Consider the following 15,468-nt stretch of genomic DNA (forward strand, 5'->3'; position numbering starts at 1 on the left):
CTCATCACTACTTCCACTCTGGGGTAACTACCATGATCAATAACAATCGGGTTCGCCTCTCAAAGCTTGCCTTTGCCGTCGCGCTTGCCATGAGTACCGTACCGGCCTTCGCGCAAAATACGACCTCCGCGATTGGCGGACGCATTACTGGCATTGACGGCAAGGCCGTCTCCGGCGCGCAAGTGACCGTCCTCCACCAGGAGTCCGGTTCGATCAGCAACCTCACCACCGATGCCGAGGGACGCTATCTGGCGCGAGGTCTGCGCACCGGTGGTCCGTACACGATCACCATCACCAAGGATGGTGTAGTCGAAAAACGTGAGAACGTCTTCCTGCAGCTCGCGGAAACGGCAAGCGTAGACGCCAAGCTAGGTGGTGCGACTCAGGCGATCGATACCATTGTCGTGACCGGCCAAAACGTCGGCTCGGATAAATTCAGCAACACCTCAATGGGCGCTACCACCAGCATCGGTCGCGCCGAACTCGACGCTTTTGCATCGGTGCAGCGCAACCTGCAAGACTATGCTCGTATCGATCCGCGCATTTCGCAGACCGACAAAGAGCGCGGCGAAATTTCCGCTGGCGGCCAGAACTCACGCTACAACTCGCTGACCATCGACGGCGTCACCACAAGTGACACGTTTGGCCTGGAATCGAACAATGCGCCGACCGCCAAGCAGCCCATATCCATCGATGCGATCCAGTCGGTGCAGATCAACGTGTCCAACTACGACGTGACCCAGAAAGGCTACACCGGCGCGAATATCAATGCGGTCACCAAGTCGGGAACCAATGAGTTCAAGGGCAGCGTGTACTACGTCACCCGCGATGACAAACTTGTCGGCCAGCGTTACAACCGCACATCCGACGCCTATGTCGACGCCCCGGCATTCAAGGAAAAGACCACGGGTGCCACCCTTGGCGGCCCGATCATCAAGGACAAACTCTTTTTCTTCGCCGCCTACGAAGAGCTGGAAAGCACTCGCGCTGCGCCGGATTTTGGCCCCATCGGCACCGTCACCAGCACTACCGTCCCTGTGACCCCGGGGTTTATTACCGCCGCCGCCGCGCTCGCCTCCAGCCAGTACGGGTTGAATATCGGCACGGCCAGTACCAACAACGGCGCCAAGTTGCTGGTAAAGGATACATTGCTCAAACTCGACTGGAACATCAACGCGCAACATCGCGCCAGTGTTCGTTACGCCAAGACGGAACAGACCGAGCCGCAGTTCCCTGATTTCTTTCCCAATCAGCTGACCTTGAGCTCGCATTTGTATACGCAGGTCAAAGAAATTGAAACGATCGTGGGCCAATGGTTTGCTGACTGGACGCCAACGTTTTCGACCGAGGCCAAGTTTTCGACTCGCGACTACAAGAGCAAACCGGTCAATACGGTGGACACGCCTGAAATCAAGCTGAATGTCACGGGACCGCTGCCGGCCGGCGCGCCTGCCTCGTTCGGTACGGGTACCCGCGGCATCATTTTCGGAACGGAACGCAGCCGTCATTTCAATAATCTGGCGACCGAAACGCAGGACATGTACCTTGGTGCAAACTGGACTCGCGGTACACACGAATTGAAATTCGGTTCCGACTATAGCGACAACAAGATTTTCAACGCTTTCCTGCAAAACACCAAAGGCAACTACACGTTTGCCTGCGTAAACAGCAGCGCCACCTACGTATATACGCTCGGTGCCGTTAACTGCGCAACATCGTCACCTGCCGTTATCGAGCAAGCTGTGCTGGAAAACTTCAGCCGCGGTCGTCCCACCGCCTATACCGTGCAGGTTGCGGCGCCGGGCAAAACGCTCACCGATGGTGTGGCGAACTTTACCCTTAAGAACCTGGGTGTTTTCCTGCAAGACACCTGGTCCATCAACAGCAATTTGACCGTTTCTGCCGGTGTACGTCTCGATTCCCTGAGTATCCCGGAGAAGCCGCCCGCAAACGCTGCGGCGGCAGTCGCACCCGTTAAGGGAAGCGTTTCCGGCAATACCATTACGAGCGCGACAGGTGGGTTCGGTCTGGACAATACCCGGACGATTGACGGCAGTGATCTGGTCCAGCCGCGTGTTGGTTTCAACTACACCTTCGATACCAGCCGCGCCACGCAATTGCGCGGTGGCTTCGGGCTGTTTCAGGGCGCCGCGGCCAACGTCTGGTTTGCCAATCAATTCCAGAATGCGGGCGTAGCGACCCGTGTTATTACCTGCACGACCGCCACTTGTCCGACAAGTGGATTCTTCAGCGCTAACCCGCTGACCCAACCGACCAATGTCCCGGGCACACCACCAGCCGCTTCAGTCGACTTTGTGGATCCCAACATGGGCCAGCCGTCGGTTTGGAAAGCAAATCTGGGCTTCGAGCATGAATTACCATTCGGTGGTGTGGTGTTCGGAATGGAGTACCTGTACACCAAGACGAAACAAGGCGTCTTCTACCAGAATCTAAACATTGGTGAACCAACCCGAACTGGTACGGATGGCCGCCAACTGTTCTATTCGCCGCAATCGTATGCGGCGAATTGCTGGGGTCCTGGGGCAAACTGTGCCGGCTTCGGCAACACCGCACTACGGAACCGTAGCTTCGCAAATGTGTTGCTGGCCACAGGAACAGACAAGGGCCGTGGCAATTTGGCAACCGTCTCGTTGAGCCGTCCGATGTCCAAGGGCTGGGGTTGGTCCTTGTCTTATACATACACGGATGCGACCGAAGTGAGCCCGTTGACTTCTTCGGTAGCGTTCTCGAATTTCCAGTCGCGCTCGATCTTCAATCCAAACGAAGAAGTGGCCGCCAACTCGGCCTATCTGGTGAAGAGCCGTGCAAATGGTACGCTCAACTGGCAACACAACTTTTTCGGCAGCTACAAGACATCTGTCGGCTTGTTTGCCGAAGTACGTAGAGGCAAGCCGTATAGCTGGACCTATGAGAATGATTTGAACGGTGACGGTACTGCCGGCAATGACTTGATGTACATTCCGACGGGTCCGGGATCTGGCGAGGTGATATTTTCGGGCGATAGCGCCACGGATCGCCGCGTCGAGTCAGCCTTCTGGGCATTCGTGAATTCACAGCCGACTTTGCGTGATGCAAGGGGAAGGGTAGTTGAACGCAATTCCGCCTTTGCGCCGTGGACCAATAGCTTCGATCTGCGCATTAGCCAGGAATTGCCGGGCTTGCTCAAGAAGCACAAGTCTGTGTTCGTGCTTGACCTGCTCAACGTTGGCAACATGATCAACAAGAAATGGGGCCAAATTGATGAAGTGGCCTTCCAGTCGGCAGGCGGTTTGGCGCGCAGTTTTGTTCAATTTGGTGGTCTGGATGCCAGCGGCAAGTACATCTACCGCATGACCGGTGTTACGACCGAGGATTTTGTTACCCGTCAGGCACGCGGCGAATCGCAATGGGCGGTGCAGGCAACATTCCGCTACGAGTTCTAATTCCAGCACACCCTGTTGCGCGACAAAAAAACGGCCGGTGGGAACACTGGCCGTTTTCATTTGAAGCGGCGCGGTGCTTGCCCCACCACTGCGCGCCTTTCATTGATCGCACTCTTTCACACCGGTGCGGGCCACGGGACTTCCGATGAACCACATTTACATTCAATGCGGCGGCATTGCCGGTTCTCGTTCGGGTGAAAGGTATAATTCCGTTGTGAAGCAACTCGTTCTGGACCTCATCCCCATCCCCGCGCCCACGCTTACCAATTTCGTTGCGGGCCGAAATGTCGAGGCGCTGGCGGCCTTGCGCGGCCAACTGGATACGGCGCCGGGAACTTCCGCCAAAATTCTTTACCTGTGGGGCGTTGCCGGCAGTGGCAAATCGCACCTCATCAAGGCTTGTCAGGGGTTCGGTTATGCGACTCTGTCGCCAGAGACGCCTGTCGGCAAACCGGACGCCGCAATCCACTATGCCATCGATGACGCCCAGTCGCTGAACGGCGACTCGCAGCAGGCATTATTCGATTTGATCAACCGTCAGCATATGACATCGGGCGTGTTGGTCGCCTCAGGCAATGCCGCACCCCGTGATTTGACGCTGCGTCGCGATCTGGCGTCGCGACTCGGTAGCGGCCTGGTGTTTCAGTTGCACCCGCTGTCGGATTCCGAGAAGGCCGAAGCGCTGCATGCGCATGCGCGTACGCGCGGATTCGCGCTGCGCGAAGAAGTGGTTGGCTATCTTCTTCGCCATGCCCGTCGTGATATGGCATCGTTAATCCAGATGCTTGACGCACTGGACCAGTATTCACTGGAAACCAGCCGTGAAATCACGCTGCCGTTGCTGAAACAAATGTCGCAGCCCTCACTGGTGTGAAACCAACATGAATCTCGCGCTCTTCGATCTTGACTACACATTGCTGAATGGCGACAGCGATCATGCGTGGGGCCAATTCCTGGTCGAGGCAGGCGTCGTCGATGGCGACGTCTTCAAGAAGAAGAACGATGAATTCTGGGCACAGTACAAGGCAGGCACCCTGAACGTCCACGAGTACCTGGCATTTGCCTTGTCGATGCTCGCGGGCAAGACGCCCGAAGAACTGAAGCCGCTGCATGATGGATATATGGCGAAAAAAATCGAACCCATGGTCACGGCTGCCGCGCTGGCGCTCGTGGCTCAACATAAAGATGATTTGTGCGCGGTCGTGACCGCGACCAATTCCTTTGTCACCACCCCTATTGCCGAGCGATTCGGCGTGCCACATCTGATCGCGTGCGTGGCTGAAATCGCCGATGGACGCTACACTGGCAAGGTATCAGGCTTGCCATCGTTTCGCGAAGGGAAAGTGACCCGCGTCGAACAGTGGCTTTCCTCGTTGGGCAAGAAGATGTCTGATTTCGAGCGCTGTTATTTTTACAGCGATTCACTGAACGACTTGCCACTGCTGAGCGTGGTGAGTCACCCCGTCGCCGTCAATCCCGATGCCACCCTGCGTGAGCATGCGCTCACCCAGGGTTGGCCGATTCTTTCTCTTCATTGATGCGCCCGCGCTGATTGCACATTACTCGTGATAAAAAAATTCATACAAAGAGTGTTTGGAAGCACCAAGGCTGCGAACCCGGCCAATGCCGACGACGCGCGCAGGGCGCGCGCTTCCGGGACCAAGGCAGCCAAGCCGGGCAAACCGGCAAATGGGGGCTGGCGGATCTATTCGCAGCCGGAACACGGTATCCATCGCGATGATCTTTCCGAATCCGCCATCACGGTATGCGAGGGCCTGCAGCGCGCAGGGTACAAGGCGTTCGTCGTCGGCGGCGCCGTGCGCGATCTGCTGCTGGGGCGCCATCCAAAAGATTTTGACGTCGCAACCGATGCCACGCCCGAACAGGTGCGCGGCGTGTTCCGGCGTGCGCGCATCATCGGCCGGCGATTCCGTCTCGTGCATGTAATGTTTCGCGATGAAACGATCGAGGTCTCCACGTTTCGTTCGAGCCATACCGATCCGGAAGCCGACGATAGTAACGCCCGTTCTGACGAACACGGCCGGTTGCTGCGCGACAACGTGTTCGGTAATCAGGAAGAGGACGCCATCCGCCGCGATTTCACCATGAACGCGCTGTTCTATGATCCGGAACGCGAAGAGGTGTGGGACTTCGTGCACGGCGTCGCCGATATCCAGAAAAAGCGTGTGGTCATGATCGGCGATCCCGAGGCGCGCTATCGGGAAGATCCGGTGCGCATGCTGAGAGCGGCGCGGCTGGCGTCAAAGCTGGAGTTTGCCATCGACACCGCGACCGAAAAGCCGATCGCGACCCTGGCGCCATTGCTTGACAACGTTCCGACCGCGCGACTGTTCGATGAAATGGTGAAGCTGCTGTTTTCCGGGCACGCACTGGTCGGTCTCGCCAAGTTGCGAAAGCTCGGGTTGCATCTGGGTTTGCTGCCGGTGCTGGACCGATTGTTTGACGATCCATTGACGCGGCCATTCATCACGCTCGCTCTGGAGCGTACCGATCAGCGCATCGCGGCGGACAAGGGCGTGTCGCCCGCGTTTCTCTTTGCGGCGCTGTTCTGGCACCCGATGGTGGCGCGCTGGCAGCATCTCGAAGCCGGTGGCGTGCGCACCGCGCAGGCCATGCATGAGGCGATGGATGACGTGCTCGACGAGGCACGAAAGACACTCGCCATTCCCCGTCGCCTTGATCCGCTGATCAAGGAGCTGTGGCTCGCGCAACCGCGATTCCTGCAGCGTTCCCAAGTCAAGGCATATCGCAACCTCAGCCATCCGCGCTTTCGCGCGAGTTATGATTTCTTTGCGCTGCGCGCCGAAGCGGGTGATGCCGACAAGGAAATCGCCGCATGGTGGGAGCGATTCCAGTTCGCCGATGATGCCGTGCGCGAATCGATGTTATTGCCGGACGACGAACCGAAAAAAAGCAAGCGCCGCCGCCGCAAGAAAAAACCTGCCCAGCCGGGATCATCCGCGGGCGCGCCGGACGCTGGCACCGACTCATCATCGGGCGAAAGCTAGGGTAAAGCCACCCATGGCGCTCTCTCCCGCCGCGCTGCTGGCGATACGCTCGACCGTCTTCATCGGACTGGGCAGCAACCTCGACTATCCCGAGGCGCAAGTCCAGACGGCGATCCACGAAATTGACGAAATTCCGGATGTCGAACTGGTGAAAGTATCGTCCCAGTATGAGACTGCGCCGGTCGGCATTACCGACCAACCGCGTTTTATCAATGCCGTAGCACAGGTTGAGACGACCCTGTCGCCGCACGATCTGTTGCGGCGCTTGCTGGAAATCGAGCAGCGCCATGCACGGGTGCGAAAGGAGAAAAATGGGCCGCGGACGCTGGATCTCGACATACTCCTTTTCGGCGAGTCGCTTATCGACGATGACAGATTGACCACGCCTCACCCGCGTATGCACGAACGTGCGTTCGTTCTCGTGCCCCTGCTGGAAATCGCGCCGGACGTAAGTATTGCGGGCAAAGGTTGCGCGAAGGAGTTACTTTCAAAGCTGGATGCGAGCGGCGTCCATAAAGTGGGCAACTCATGAAGTACCGGTATGTCGTTGTGGAAGGCCCGATCGGCAGTGGCAAAACAACGCTGGCGCGGCGGCTCTCAGAGCACTATGACGCCGAATTGATCATGGAAGAACCGGGTGCAAATCCGTTCCTTCCACTTTTCTATCGCGATATGAAACGCCACGCGCTCGCCACGCAGATGTTCTTCCTGTTTCAGCGCGTGAATCAATTGTCGGCGATCCGGCAACCGGATCTCTTCGAGCGCAAGATCATCGCTGACTACATGCTGGCCAAGGATCGGTTGTTCGCCAAGCTGACCCTCGACGACAACGAATTCAGCCTGTATTCGCAGCTCTACAATCATTTGCGGCCACAGGCACCCACCCCGGACCTCGTGATATATCTTCAGACCTCGGTGGAGCACTTGATGGCGCGGATTCAGCGGCGCGGCCGGCCAATGGAAAAAAGCATCAGCGAAGACTATATGATGCGTTTATCCGAATCCTACACCCGCCATTTCTACGAGTATTCCGAATCGCCGCTGTTGATCGTTAATAGCGACCGCTTCGATTTTGCAGAAAATCGCGAACATTTCGGGATGCTGGTGAGTCGTATAGAATCGCTGCGCGGTATGCGCGAATACTTTAACGCGGCCTGAACGCTGCCACCTCCACAACATTGCCCGAACATGGACGTCATACATACAGTCGCCGAGCTTCGTGCGCGCCTCAAGCGCGAGGATTCCATTGGTTTTGTGCCGACCATGGGTAACTTGCACGATGGACATATCGACCTCACGCGGATCGTGCGTGATCGCGTCGAATGCGTGGTGGTGTCCATCTTCGTCAACCGCCTGCAGTTCGGACCGAAGGAAGACTTCGACAAATATCCCCGAACCTTCACCGATGACTGCGATCGTTGCCGTGCAGCTGGCGTGGATGTCGTGTTCGCACCCGACGAAAAAGAGATGTATGGCGAACCGCAGACCTATCTGGTGGAGCCACCGGAGATCCAGCACATCCTTGATGGCCTGGTGCGTCCGGGGCACTTTCGCGGTGTGGCGACGGTGGTGCTGAAACTGTTCAACATGGTGCAGCCGCATGTCGCCCTGTTCGGCAAGAAGGATTACCAGCAATGCCGCGTGTTAAGCGACATGGTGCGCCAATTCAATTTGCCCGTGGAAATGATCCTGGCCGAAACGGTGCGGGCTAATGATGGCCTTGCGCTGTCGTCGCGCAATGCCTACCTGAGCGAGGCAGAACGTGCCGAGGCGCCACAGTTGTATGCCGCACTGACGCGAATCAAGGCAGAGATCGGGGCAGGAAACCGCCGTTATGCCGAACTGGAAACAAACGCCACGAAAGCGCTTGCGGCGCGTGGCTGGCAGCCAGACTACATCGCCATCAGGCGGCAAAGCGATTTGCTTGTACCGGTACCAGGCGACACGGCGTTGGTGGTCCTGGCGGCAGCCCGGCTCGGCGCCCCGCGGCTCATCGACAACATTGAGATATCGCTGCAAACAACTTGATCGGTATTGGCAGCATCGTCAAAGGCTGGCGCATCACGATCTGCCTTGTCGCTGCCCGCTGCGGTAGCGAGATGATATCTGCCCGCCTGGCAGGATCGTGAAAGCCAGTATTGGCGCGGCTTCTGGCGGCATTTATGCCTGATGGCCGCGCCGGTGCTGGTGTTTGGATTTTTTTCGCGACGCCGCTGAACCAAGCCTTCGGAGATGACATGAAGATTATTGATGCGCGCAACCTGCCACCGCCCGAGCCATTCGAACGCATGCTCGAAGCGCTGGGCGAACTGCAACTCGGTGACAAGCTGAAATTGATCGTCCCCCACGAACCTGTGCCGTTATTCCGGTTCCTGCTACGCAACAACTATGCATACCGCAGCGAGAACATCGCGCAGGGACATTGTGAGGTAGTCATGTGGGAACTGCCTGCGGAGGTTGCGCCCATTGAAGCCGAGAGCGGAGTTTCTGAAGGTCCAGACAAATCCGCACCTGCGAAATAGGGGCGCTCTGCAACGTTCCGCGACATTTACGCCGCGCGCAACGCGTCCACAATTTTCAGCCGCGACGCCTCCATCGCCGGCAGGAATCCACCGACAAAGCCCATCAGCAACGAGAACAGCAGCGTCTGAAGGACAATGCCTGGTGTCAGCGTAAATCCAAACGCGAGCTGGGAAAACGATTGGAAGTTGAGGGTGGATATGGTGATGACTTGCAGGAACGACGCGAACACCAATCCGCCGATGCCGCCCACCAGCGACAGCAGCAGGGCTTCGAGCAGAAACGCGGCGAGAATCGATGGCCGGCGAAACCCCAGTGCGCGTAACGTGCCGATTTCCGCTGTCCGCATGGCCACCGCCGAATACATGGTGATCGCCGCGCCGATCATGGCGCCGAGCGAGAAGATCACCGACAGCACCGTGCCGAGTATTGAAATGAACGTCGACAGCGCGCGCGACTGGTCCTCGTAAAAGATCTGCTCGCGCTTGCCTTCAACCGTCAAACGAATATCGCCCTCCACATCGGCCTTCAGTGCGTCAAAGGAATTACTGTCCGCGAGATGGCCGATCGCGGAAGAGTAACCGCCGCGCCGGAACGCCTGCATCAGTTGTTCGCTGTCGCCCCAGACTTCGGAATCGAAGGCACTCTTGCCGCCATCGAACATGCCGACCACCAGCCAATCTCTTTGCGCGAAACGCAGCGACTGGCCGATCGCCACACCTTCAAAATCCTCGAAGATACTCCGACCCACCACGATCTCGGATGAACCTGGCCGAAACATCCGGCCGCTGATGATTTTGACCTGTGGGCGCAGGGTCAGGCCCATCGGCGGCAGTCCGCGTGTAACGATATTCGAGCCCTTGTCCTGGCCGCGCTTGGTCAGTGAAATCAGCACAACGGATTCTTTGGACACCATCGCGCGCCCGTCTACATCGCGTGCGATTTGCGGCAGGCTCTCCAGCAGTGAAGCCTGGTCGCGCGAGACGCCGCTCTGGATTTCTGTCTCCGCGCCCTTTCGGATGAAGATCACGTTGTCGAAACTGCCGGTACCGACCATGGTTTGCTTCAGGCCCGCATCGAGCATCAGCACGGCAGCGAAGACGAAGGCGACCAGCGCCATGCCACCCGCAGTCAGCGCGGTGGTGAGTTTGCGCGTCCACAGATTGCGGAAGACGTATGAGAACGGAACCTTCATCCGGGGCGCCTCATCCCACGTGCCTCAGACCATCAACGATCTTGATATTTGCACTGCGCCAACCGGGAACCAGCGAGGCGATGACACCAACCACCAACGCGCTGGCGAGCTGCAGAAGCACGGTGTCCTGCGATACTTTGAACACTGCAAACACCGCACCCGCTGGTGACGCGGCAAAACCTTGCGCGACGGGAAACGTCAGCAGGATGCCGATCCCCGCGCCGATCAGCGCGAGCATCAGCGCCTCGCCGAACACCAGTCCGGCGACAAAGCCGGGCGAGAATCCCAGCGCTTTCAGCGTCGCGTATTCGGCCAGGCGTTCACGCGCTGTCATCGCCATCGTATTGGCGACGACCGCCATGATGATGAGAATGACCACGAAAGAAACGACGCGAATCGCGACCACGATCGCTTCTGACTGGGCGATGAATCCCAGTTGAAAGGACTTCTCGGTTTCGGTGAGTGTCTCCGCCAACGAGTTCTTGAATTCGGCATCGATTGCCTTGCCAATGTCGGCAATGCGGCCAGGATCGGTGACTTCGATGTTGAAGATGCCAATCTGATCCGCGCGCTTGGGATAGCGCTTCAAAAGATACTCATTGATGTAACTGAACTGGAAATAGAACTGGCGCGTGACGGTGGTTTCATCCTTGCCGTCGAAGATAGCGCGAATGTTGAACTGCCAGTTACCGGGGAAGATGGTGCCGCGAATGGGAACCACATCGCCCACCTTCCAGCCATATTGATCCGCGAGCTTGCGCCCGACCACGGCGCCCTGGCGATCGCGCTTGAAGGCCAGTAGCTCTTCCGGCTTGATGATGAACTCCGGATACATCTCGAAATAGTTCTCGCTGTCCACCGCGAACTGCGGGAAGAAATTCTTTGGCTCGATGTAGATGCCGCCGAACCATTGTGAGTGTGAAACCGATTTGACACCGGACACCGACTTGATGCGATCGCGGTAATACAACGGCATCGGGAACACCAGCGAGATGGCATTGCGCGTGACCATGCGCGCGGTCGAGGACGCGTTCGCCCCGGCGAACCAGGCGTCGACAACGGTCTGCAGCAAGCCGAACGCGAGGATGGCGATCACCAGGCCGACGATCGTCAGGCTGGAGCGCAGCTTGGCGCGGAAGACGTTCTTGAAGATGAGTTTCAGGTAATACATGTCAGCCCGGCACGGCCTCGTTAATGAGCTCACCTTTTTCCAGATGAACAATGTGTTTCGCCGCCTCGGCCGCATGACCATCGTGCGTGACCATGATGATGGTTTTGCCCATTTCGGTATTCAATTGTTTCAGCATGCCGAGCACATCGCTGGCCGATTGTTTGTCGAGGTCACCGGTCGGTTCATCGCACACCAGAATCGTCGGGTCCGTGACGATCGCGCGCGCGATCGCAACGCGCTGCTGCTGGCCGCCGGAAAGCTCGTTCGGGTAATGCTCCATGCGGTCCGACAATCCCACCAGCGCCAATGTCATTTCGACGCGCTCGCGGCGCTCGGACTTCGACAGGTTGGTCAGCAGCAACGGCAGCTCCACGTTCTCGAATGCGGTCAGCACCGGCATCAGATTGTAGAACTGGAAGATGAAGCCGATATTGGCCGCGCGCCAGTCGGCCAGCTCGCCTTCGGAAAGCGCAGTGATATCTTCGCCGTCGATCTTGAGAACACCCGAATCGGGCTTGTCGATGCCGGCGATCAGATTGAGCAGCGTGGACTTTCCCGAGCCGGACGGACCCATCAGCGCAATGAATTCGCCGCGCGCAATATTGAGCGTGATGTTGTCCAGCACCGGCACGGCTTGCCCGCCGCGCGAGTAGCCCTTGGTGAGGTTCCTGATTTCCACCAGCGTGTTCGACGAATCAACCATCAGCGTCACTTCTTGAGGATCGCAACAGCGGTGCCATCCTTCACCTTCTCGGAAGGCGTCAGCACGATTTTGTCGCCGGGCTTCACGCCGGAGACTTGCACGAGGTCACCGATCTTGTTGCCGACCGTCACGGCGACGAGTTTGGCGGCGTTGTTGTCGATCTGGAACAGCACATCCTTGCCGTCGCGCTTGACCAATGCGGCCGGCTGCACCGCGATGACCGGTTTGCGTTCTTCAGGTTTCAGATCACGCGACAGGAATGACACCTTCGCACTCATGTCCGGCAGCACGCGATTGTCTTTCTCGACAAATTCCACCTTGACCAGCACGGTCGCTTTCGATCGATCCACGGTCGGCACAATGCGGCTCACCTTGCCGAGCAATCGCAAATCGGGAAACGCATCGAGCTGAATTTCGACCGGTTGCGCGACGGTAATCTTGCTCAGGGAAATTTCCGACACATCGGCTTCCACTTCCAGCGTCGACATATCCGCCATGTTGACCACCGCGCCCTTGGAATCCGCCGCCGACGAAAACGGCGTGATGATATCGCCGACGTTGGCATTCTTGGTGAGCACGACGCCATCGAAGGGCGCGCGGATCAGCGTTTGCTCGACCGAGACATTGGCCGCGCGCACGTTGGCTTCCGCTACACCGACGGCGCCGTTGAGCGAAGCCACTGCCGCCCGGGCCTTGTCGAATCGCGCCTTCGCGGTATCTAGCGTGGCGGAGGAAATGAAATTCTTCTTGGCCAGATCTTCCGAACGCTTCAGATTGGAATCGGCATCGCGCCATTCCGCCATGCCTTGTTCCACATTGGCCCTGGCCGCGCGCAAGCTGGCCTGCGCCTGATCCTGTGTGGCCGACACGTCGCGGTTCTCGATGCGCGCCAGAATCTGCCCGGCCTTGACGATGGAGCCTTCCTGTACCGCCAGGAATTCCAGCCGGCCCGTTGCCTTGGTGGAAACGGCCGCTTTGCGTTGTGCCGAGACGCGCCCGGTGGCATTCAGGACGGTGATGGCTTGCGAGGGGTAGGCGCTGGCGACAATACCGCTTTCCACCTGCTGGGTGCCGCCACCGCTGCGCCATGCGACTGCGGCGCCGCCCAAGACAGCAATGACGATGGCGATGATCACCCATTTCCGGCGACCGGACTTCTTGCCGGTGAACGCCTTTTGATCGCGGGAAATGGTGAGCTTGGAGAGATCGGGAGTGGCCACGGCGGTGTTCCTGGAAAGGGTCGGGAATGGTGAGACGGATTATAGGGGATGCACTATGACCGGCATTGCAGTCATGCGGCGAATGGTGTGTATCCGTGCGCAGTTCACCGCAATGGGGCGCGAATTGCTGAACGCCCGGGTTTTTGCGTTGCGATGGAGCGCCACTTCCAAACAACCCGCTTAGCCTGTCGTCGTTGTGCCAATCAGGCAAACAACCGATTCACAAACTGAATTCCCTTGCTCTCTGTTCGCACAAAATCATCGACGATGGTGAAATGGTTGCAGGCAACAATCTCCTCCGCCACCGGGCACGTCGCAGGCCACACGCGCTGCAGTTGCCGCGTCTGCGCGCGGAATGCCGGGCTCTCTTCGGCGCCGACCGCAAGATACAGCGGCGCCGAAAGCCAGCATCGGTGATAAACGGGCGAGACCAGTCGCGCGGTCGTCGCATCCAGATGCAGGTCCTCATTCATCGAGCACTTCAGCAGCGGTTCAAGATCGGCGACGCCGCTCAGCGACACGCCGCCGACAATTGCGGCCGGATCGATTCCCCGTTGCCGCCAATCGGTCGCAAACAGCATCGATACCAGATGCCCGCCCGCAGAGTGCCCCGTCAATGCAACGCGATCCACCGCCATGCCGTGCTTCGGCCCCTCGGCCAGCAGCCACGCCAACGCATCCCGGCAATCTGCAATGATGTCGCCAACGCCGACGTTTGGGCACAGCCGATAGTTGAACGCCGCCACGCAGAGTCCGCGCGCGATGAAGGGCGCCGCGACAAACGAAAAATCAGATTTGTCGAGCGAGCGCCAGTAGCCGCCGTGAATGAAAACCACCGTACCGCGTGCGTTCGGCGTGCGGAACAGATCGATCCGGTGGCGGTCGGCGGGACCGTATTGAAGATCAAGTTCCGCGTCGGCCTGGAAACGAAACGCCGCGGAGGCGGCACGCCAGCGCTCGAAGATGGCCGGGTGTTCCGGCACCAGGGCGCGGTTGTTGTATTCGTGTTCGAGGGTTTCGTCGATGGGATTCATGGCTAATGGTAATGGGTGCGCTTGGCAATTTCTACGGAGCGAGACATACAAGCGTTGTGGTTGTCCGCTGACATGACCAACCGCCGCGATTTCGAAATGTAGCGGAACTTCTAATAACCCCCCGTTCGTGCTGAGGTATCGAAGCACACTCAATGTAAGGCATTGATTCATTTACGTCCGGAATGCCCTTCGATACCTCAGGGCGAACGGAAATGAGGTTAATAGTACCCGCAGGACAAACTCAAGCACTGTAGCGGTCTTCAGGCAAATTATGGCCGGTAAGGCGCGCCAGTGCTAGGGTTTCGTGTGCAGCTAAGGTCTATAGGCTGAATGTCCGGTAAACAATCGTTGGCGGGACTTTTTCGCCGAATCCGTTCTAGTCGGTAGCGGAGATATTCCCGGACCATCAGGAGCATGAGCATGAGTATGAGCACGAGCATGAAGATGAAAGTGAAACCGACTCAGCGCAATCGGCCGTTTGCACGGAAGCTGCGAACGACATTTGTGAGCGCGATCCTGGGATTGCCCATGGGTGCGGCACTCGCGCAGAACACCACGCTGCCCGGCTTCGGCGAATTGCCGCTGGCTGCGCTCGCGCCAAAGGTGAAAGTGGTGGTGGACCCGGATCTCAATACGCCGGCAATGGTTGATTTCGACGCAGTGGGCGGCTTTCCTACTTCGGCCAAGGACCCCGCCGAACGTGGCCGGGCGGCTTTTTTTCATCCGCTGGTCGCGAAGATGTACGGCACCTTGAATCCGGATGCGCACCTGCAGTTAGTCGCCGTCCAGCGCGACCATGCGGGCGATGAGCGCATCGCGTTCGAGCAGCAGGAAAGGGGCGTCCTGGTGGAGGGCGCGTACGTCAGCGTGACCGTCTCGCCGAAAGACCGCGTGCGGCAGATCCATAGCCGATTTCTCTTTTTCCCCCAGGTCAACTGGGACACGGTGCTGGCAAGTGCCAACCTTGAAGCCACGGCCAGCAAAGCTTACCTGACACAGGCGTGCGAGAAGGAGGGCGATTGCAGCCTCCCTGTGTACAAAGAACGCAGGACAAAGAACGTACCCGCCGAACTCGTCATACTCTCCAGCCGCCTGGTGCAAGGCACGACGTTGCCGCCGCAGACTGATCGGCTGGCGTGGCGGTTCGAATATC

Annotated in this window: 14 protein-coding genes; 9 read left to right on the top strand and 5 right to left on the bottom strand. The window is 58.4% G+C overall.

Translation table 11 applies throughout. The annotated features are described in order from the left end of the window. Positions 1-32 precede the first annotated feature (32 nt). The 8 genes from IPP88_11765 to IPP88_11800 all read left to right on the top strand — a co-directional run bounded on the left by IPP88_11765 (position 33) and on the right by IPP88_11800 (position 8,994). Complete coding sequence (locus IPP88_11765) at positions 33-3,443, top strand: carboxypeptidase regulatory-like domain-containing protein (GenBank protein MBL0123367.1); 3,411 nt, start codon at positions 33-35, stop codon at positions 3,441-3,443. Between the two features lie 214 nt (positions 3,444-3,657). Continuing rightward, positions 3,658-4,317: a DnaA regulatory inactivator Hda gene (gene hda, locus IPP88_11770; protein ID MBL0123368.1), complete on the top strand. Its 660-nt coding sequence runs from the start codon at positions 3,658-3,660 to the stop codon at positions 4,315-4,317. Between the two features lie 7 nt (positions 4,318-4,324). After that, positions 4,325-4,981 (top strand): HAD family hydrolase, encoded by a 657-nt coding sequence (locus IPP88_11775; GenBank protein MBL0123369.1) that lies wholly within the window; start codon positions 4,325-4,327, stop codon positions 4,979-4,981. A 27-nt stretch (positions 4,982-5,008) separates the two neighbouring features. Further along, entirely contained in the window at positions 5,009-6,472 is a 1,464-nt protein-coding gene (gene pcnB, locus IPP88_11780) for a polynucleotide adenylyltransferase PcnB (protein MBL0123370.1), read from the top strand. 13 nt (positions 6,473-6,485) lie between these two features. After that, positions 6,486-7,004: a 2-amino-4-hydroxy-6-hydroxymethyldihydropteridine diphosphokinase gene (folK, locus tag IPP88_11785; protein ID MBL0123371.1), complete on the top strand. Its 519-nt coding sequence runs from the start codon at positions 6,486-6,488 to the stop codon at positions 7,002-7,004. Further along, positions 7,001-7,630 (top strand): deoxynucleoside kinase, encoded by a 630-nt coding sequence (locus IPP88_11790; protein ID MBL0123372.1) that lies wholly within the window; start codon positions 7,001-7,003, stop codon positions 7,628-7,630. Before folK ends, IPP88_11790 begins: the two co-directional genes overlap by 4 nt. Before the next feature lie 30 nt (positions 7,631-7,660). Further along, entirely contained in the window at positions 7,661-8,500 is an 840-nt protein-coding gene (locus tag IPP88_11795; GenBank protein ID MBL0123373.1) for a pantoate--beta-alanine ligase, read from the top strand. A gap of 209 nt (positions 8,501-8,709) precedes the next feature. Next, positions 8,710-8,994 carry a DUF2249 domain-containing protein gene (locus IPP88_11800; GenBank protein MBL0123374.1) on the top strand — a complete coding sequence of 95 codons (285 nt, stop codon included), beginning with the start codon at positions 8,710-8,712 and terminating at the stop codon, positions 8,992-8,994. 26 nt (positions 8,995-9,020) lie between these two features. Here IPP88_11800 and IPP88_11805 read toward each other — a convergent pair whose 3' ends face one another. The 5 genes from IPP88_11805 to IPP88_11825 all read right to left on the bottom strand — a co-directional run bounded on the left by IPP88_11805 (position 9,021) and on the right by IPP88_11825 (position 14,315). Continuing rightward, positions 9,021-10,187 (bottom strand): ABC transporter permease, encoded by a 1,167-nt coding sequence (locus tag IPP88_11805; GenBank protein ID MBL0123375.1) that lies wholly within the window; start codon positions 10,185-10,187, stop codon positions 9,021-9,023. Positions 10,188-10,197: 10 nt separating this feature from the next. Then, the gene (locus IPP88_11810; protein ID MBL0123376.1) at positions 10,198-11,358 is read right to left on the bottom strand and encodes an FtsX-like permease family protein; all 1,161 of its coding nucleotides are present in this window, start codon (positions 11,356-11,358) and stop codon (positions 10,198-10,200) included. A 1-nt stretch (position 11,359) separates the two neighbouring features. Further along, positions 11,360-12,061, bottom strand: coding sequence for an ABC transporter ATP-binding protein (locus tag IPP88_11815; GenBank protein MBL0123377.1), 702 nt, complete (start codon positions 12,059-12,061; stop codon positions 11,360-11,362). A 5-nt stretch (positions 12,062-12,066) separates the two neighbouring features. After that, the gene (locus IPP88_11820; protein MBL0123378.1) at positions 12,067-13,281 is read right to left on the bottom strand and encodes an efflux RND transporter periplasmic adaptor subunit; all 1,215 of its coding nucleotides are present in this window, start codon (positions 13,279-13,281) and stop codon (positions 12,067-12,069) included. 203 nt (positions 13,282-13,484) lie between these two features. After that, positions 13,485-14,315, bottom strand: coding sequence for an alpha/beta hydrolase (locus tag IPP88_11825; protein MBL0123379.1), 831 nt, complete (start codon positions 14,313-14,315; stop codon positions 13,485-13,487). A 420-nt stretch (positions 14,316-14,735) separates the two neighbouring features. Between IPP88_11825 and IPP88_11830 the strand changes: the two genes are divergently transcribed. Next, on the top strand, positions 14,736-15,468 hold a 733-nt coding region (locus IPP88_11830; GenBank protein ID MBL0123380.1), incomplete at its 3' end, for a hypothetical protein.

It is taken from the genome of Betaproteobacteria bacterium, from assembly GCA_016720925.1.
GTDB lineage: Bacteria > Pseudomonadota > Gammaproteobacteria > Burkholderiales > Usitatibacteraceae > UKL13-2.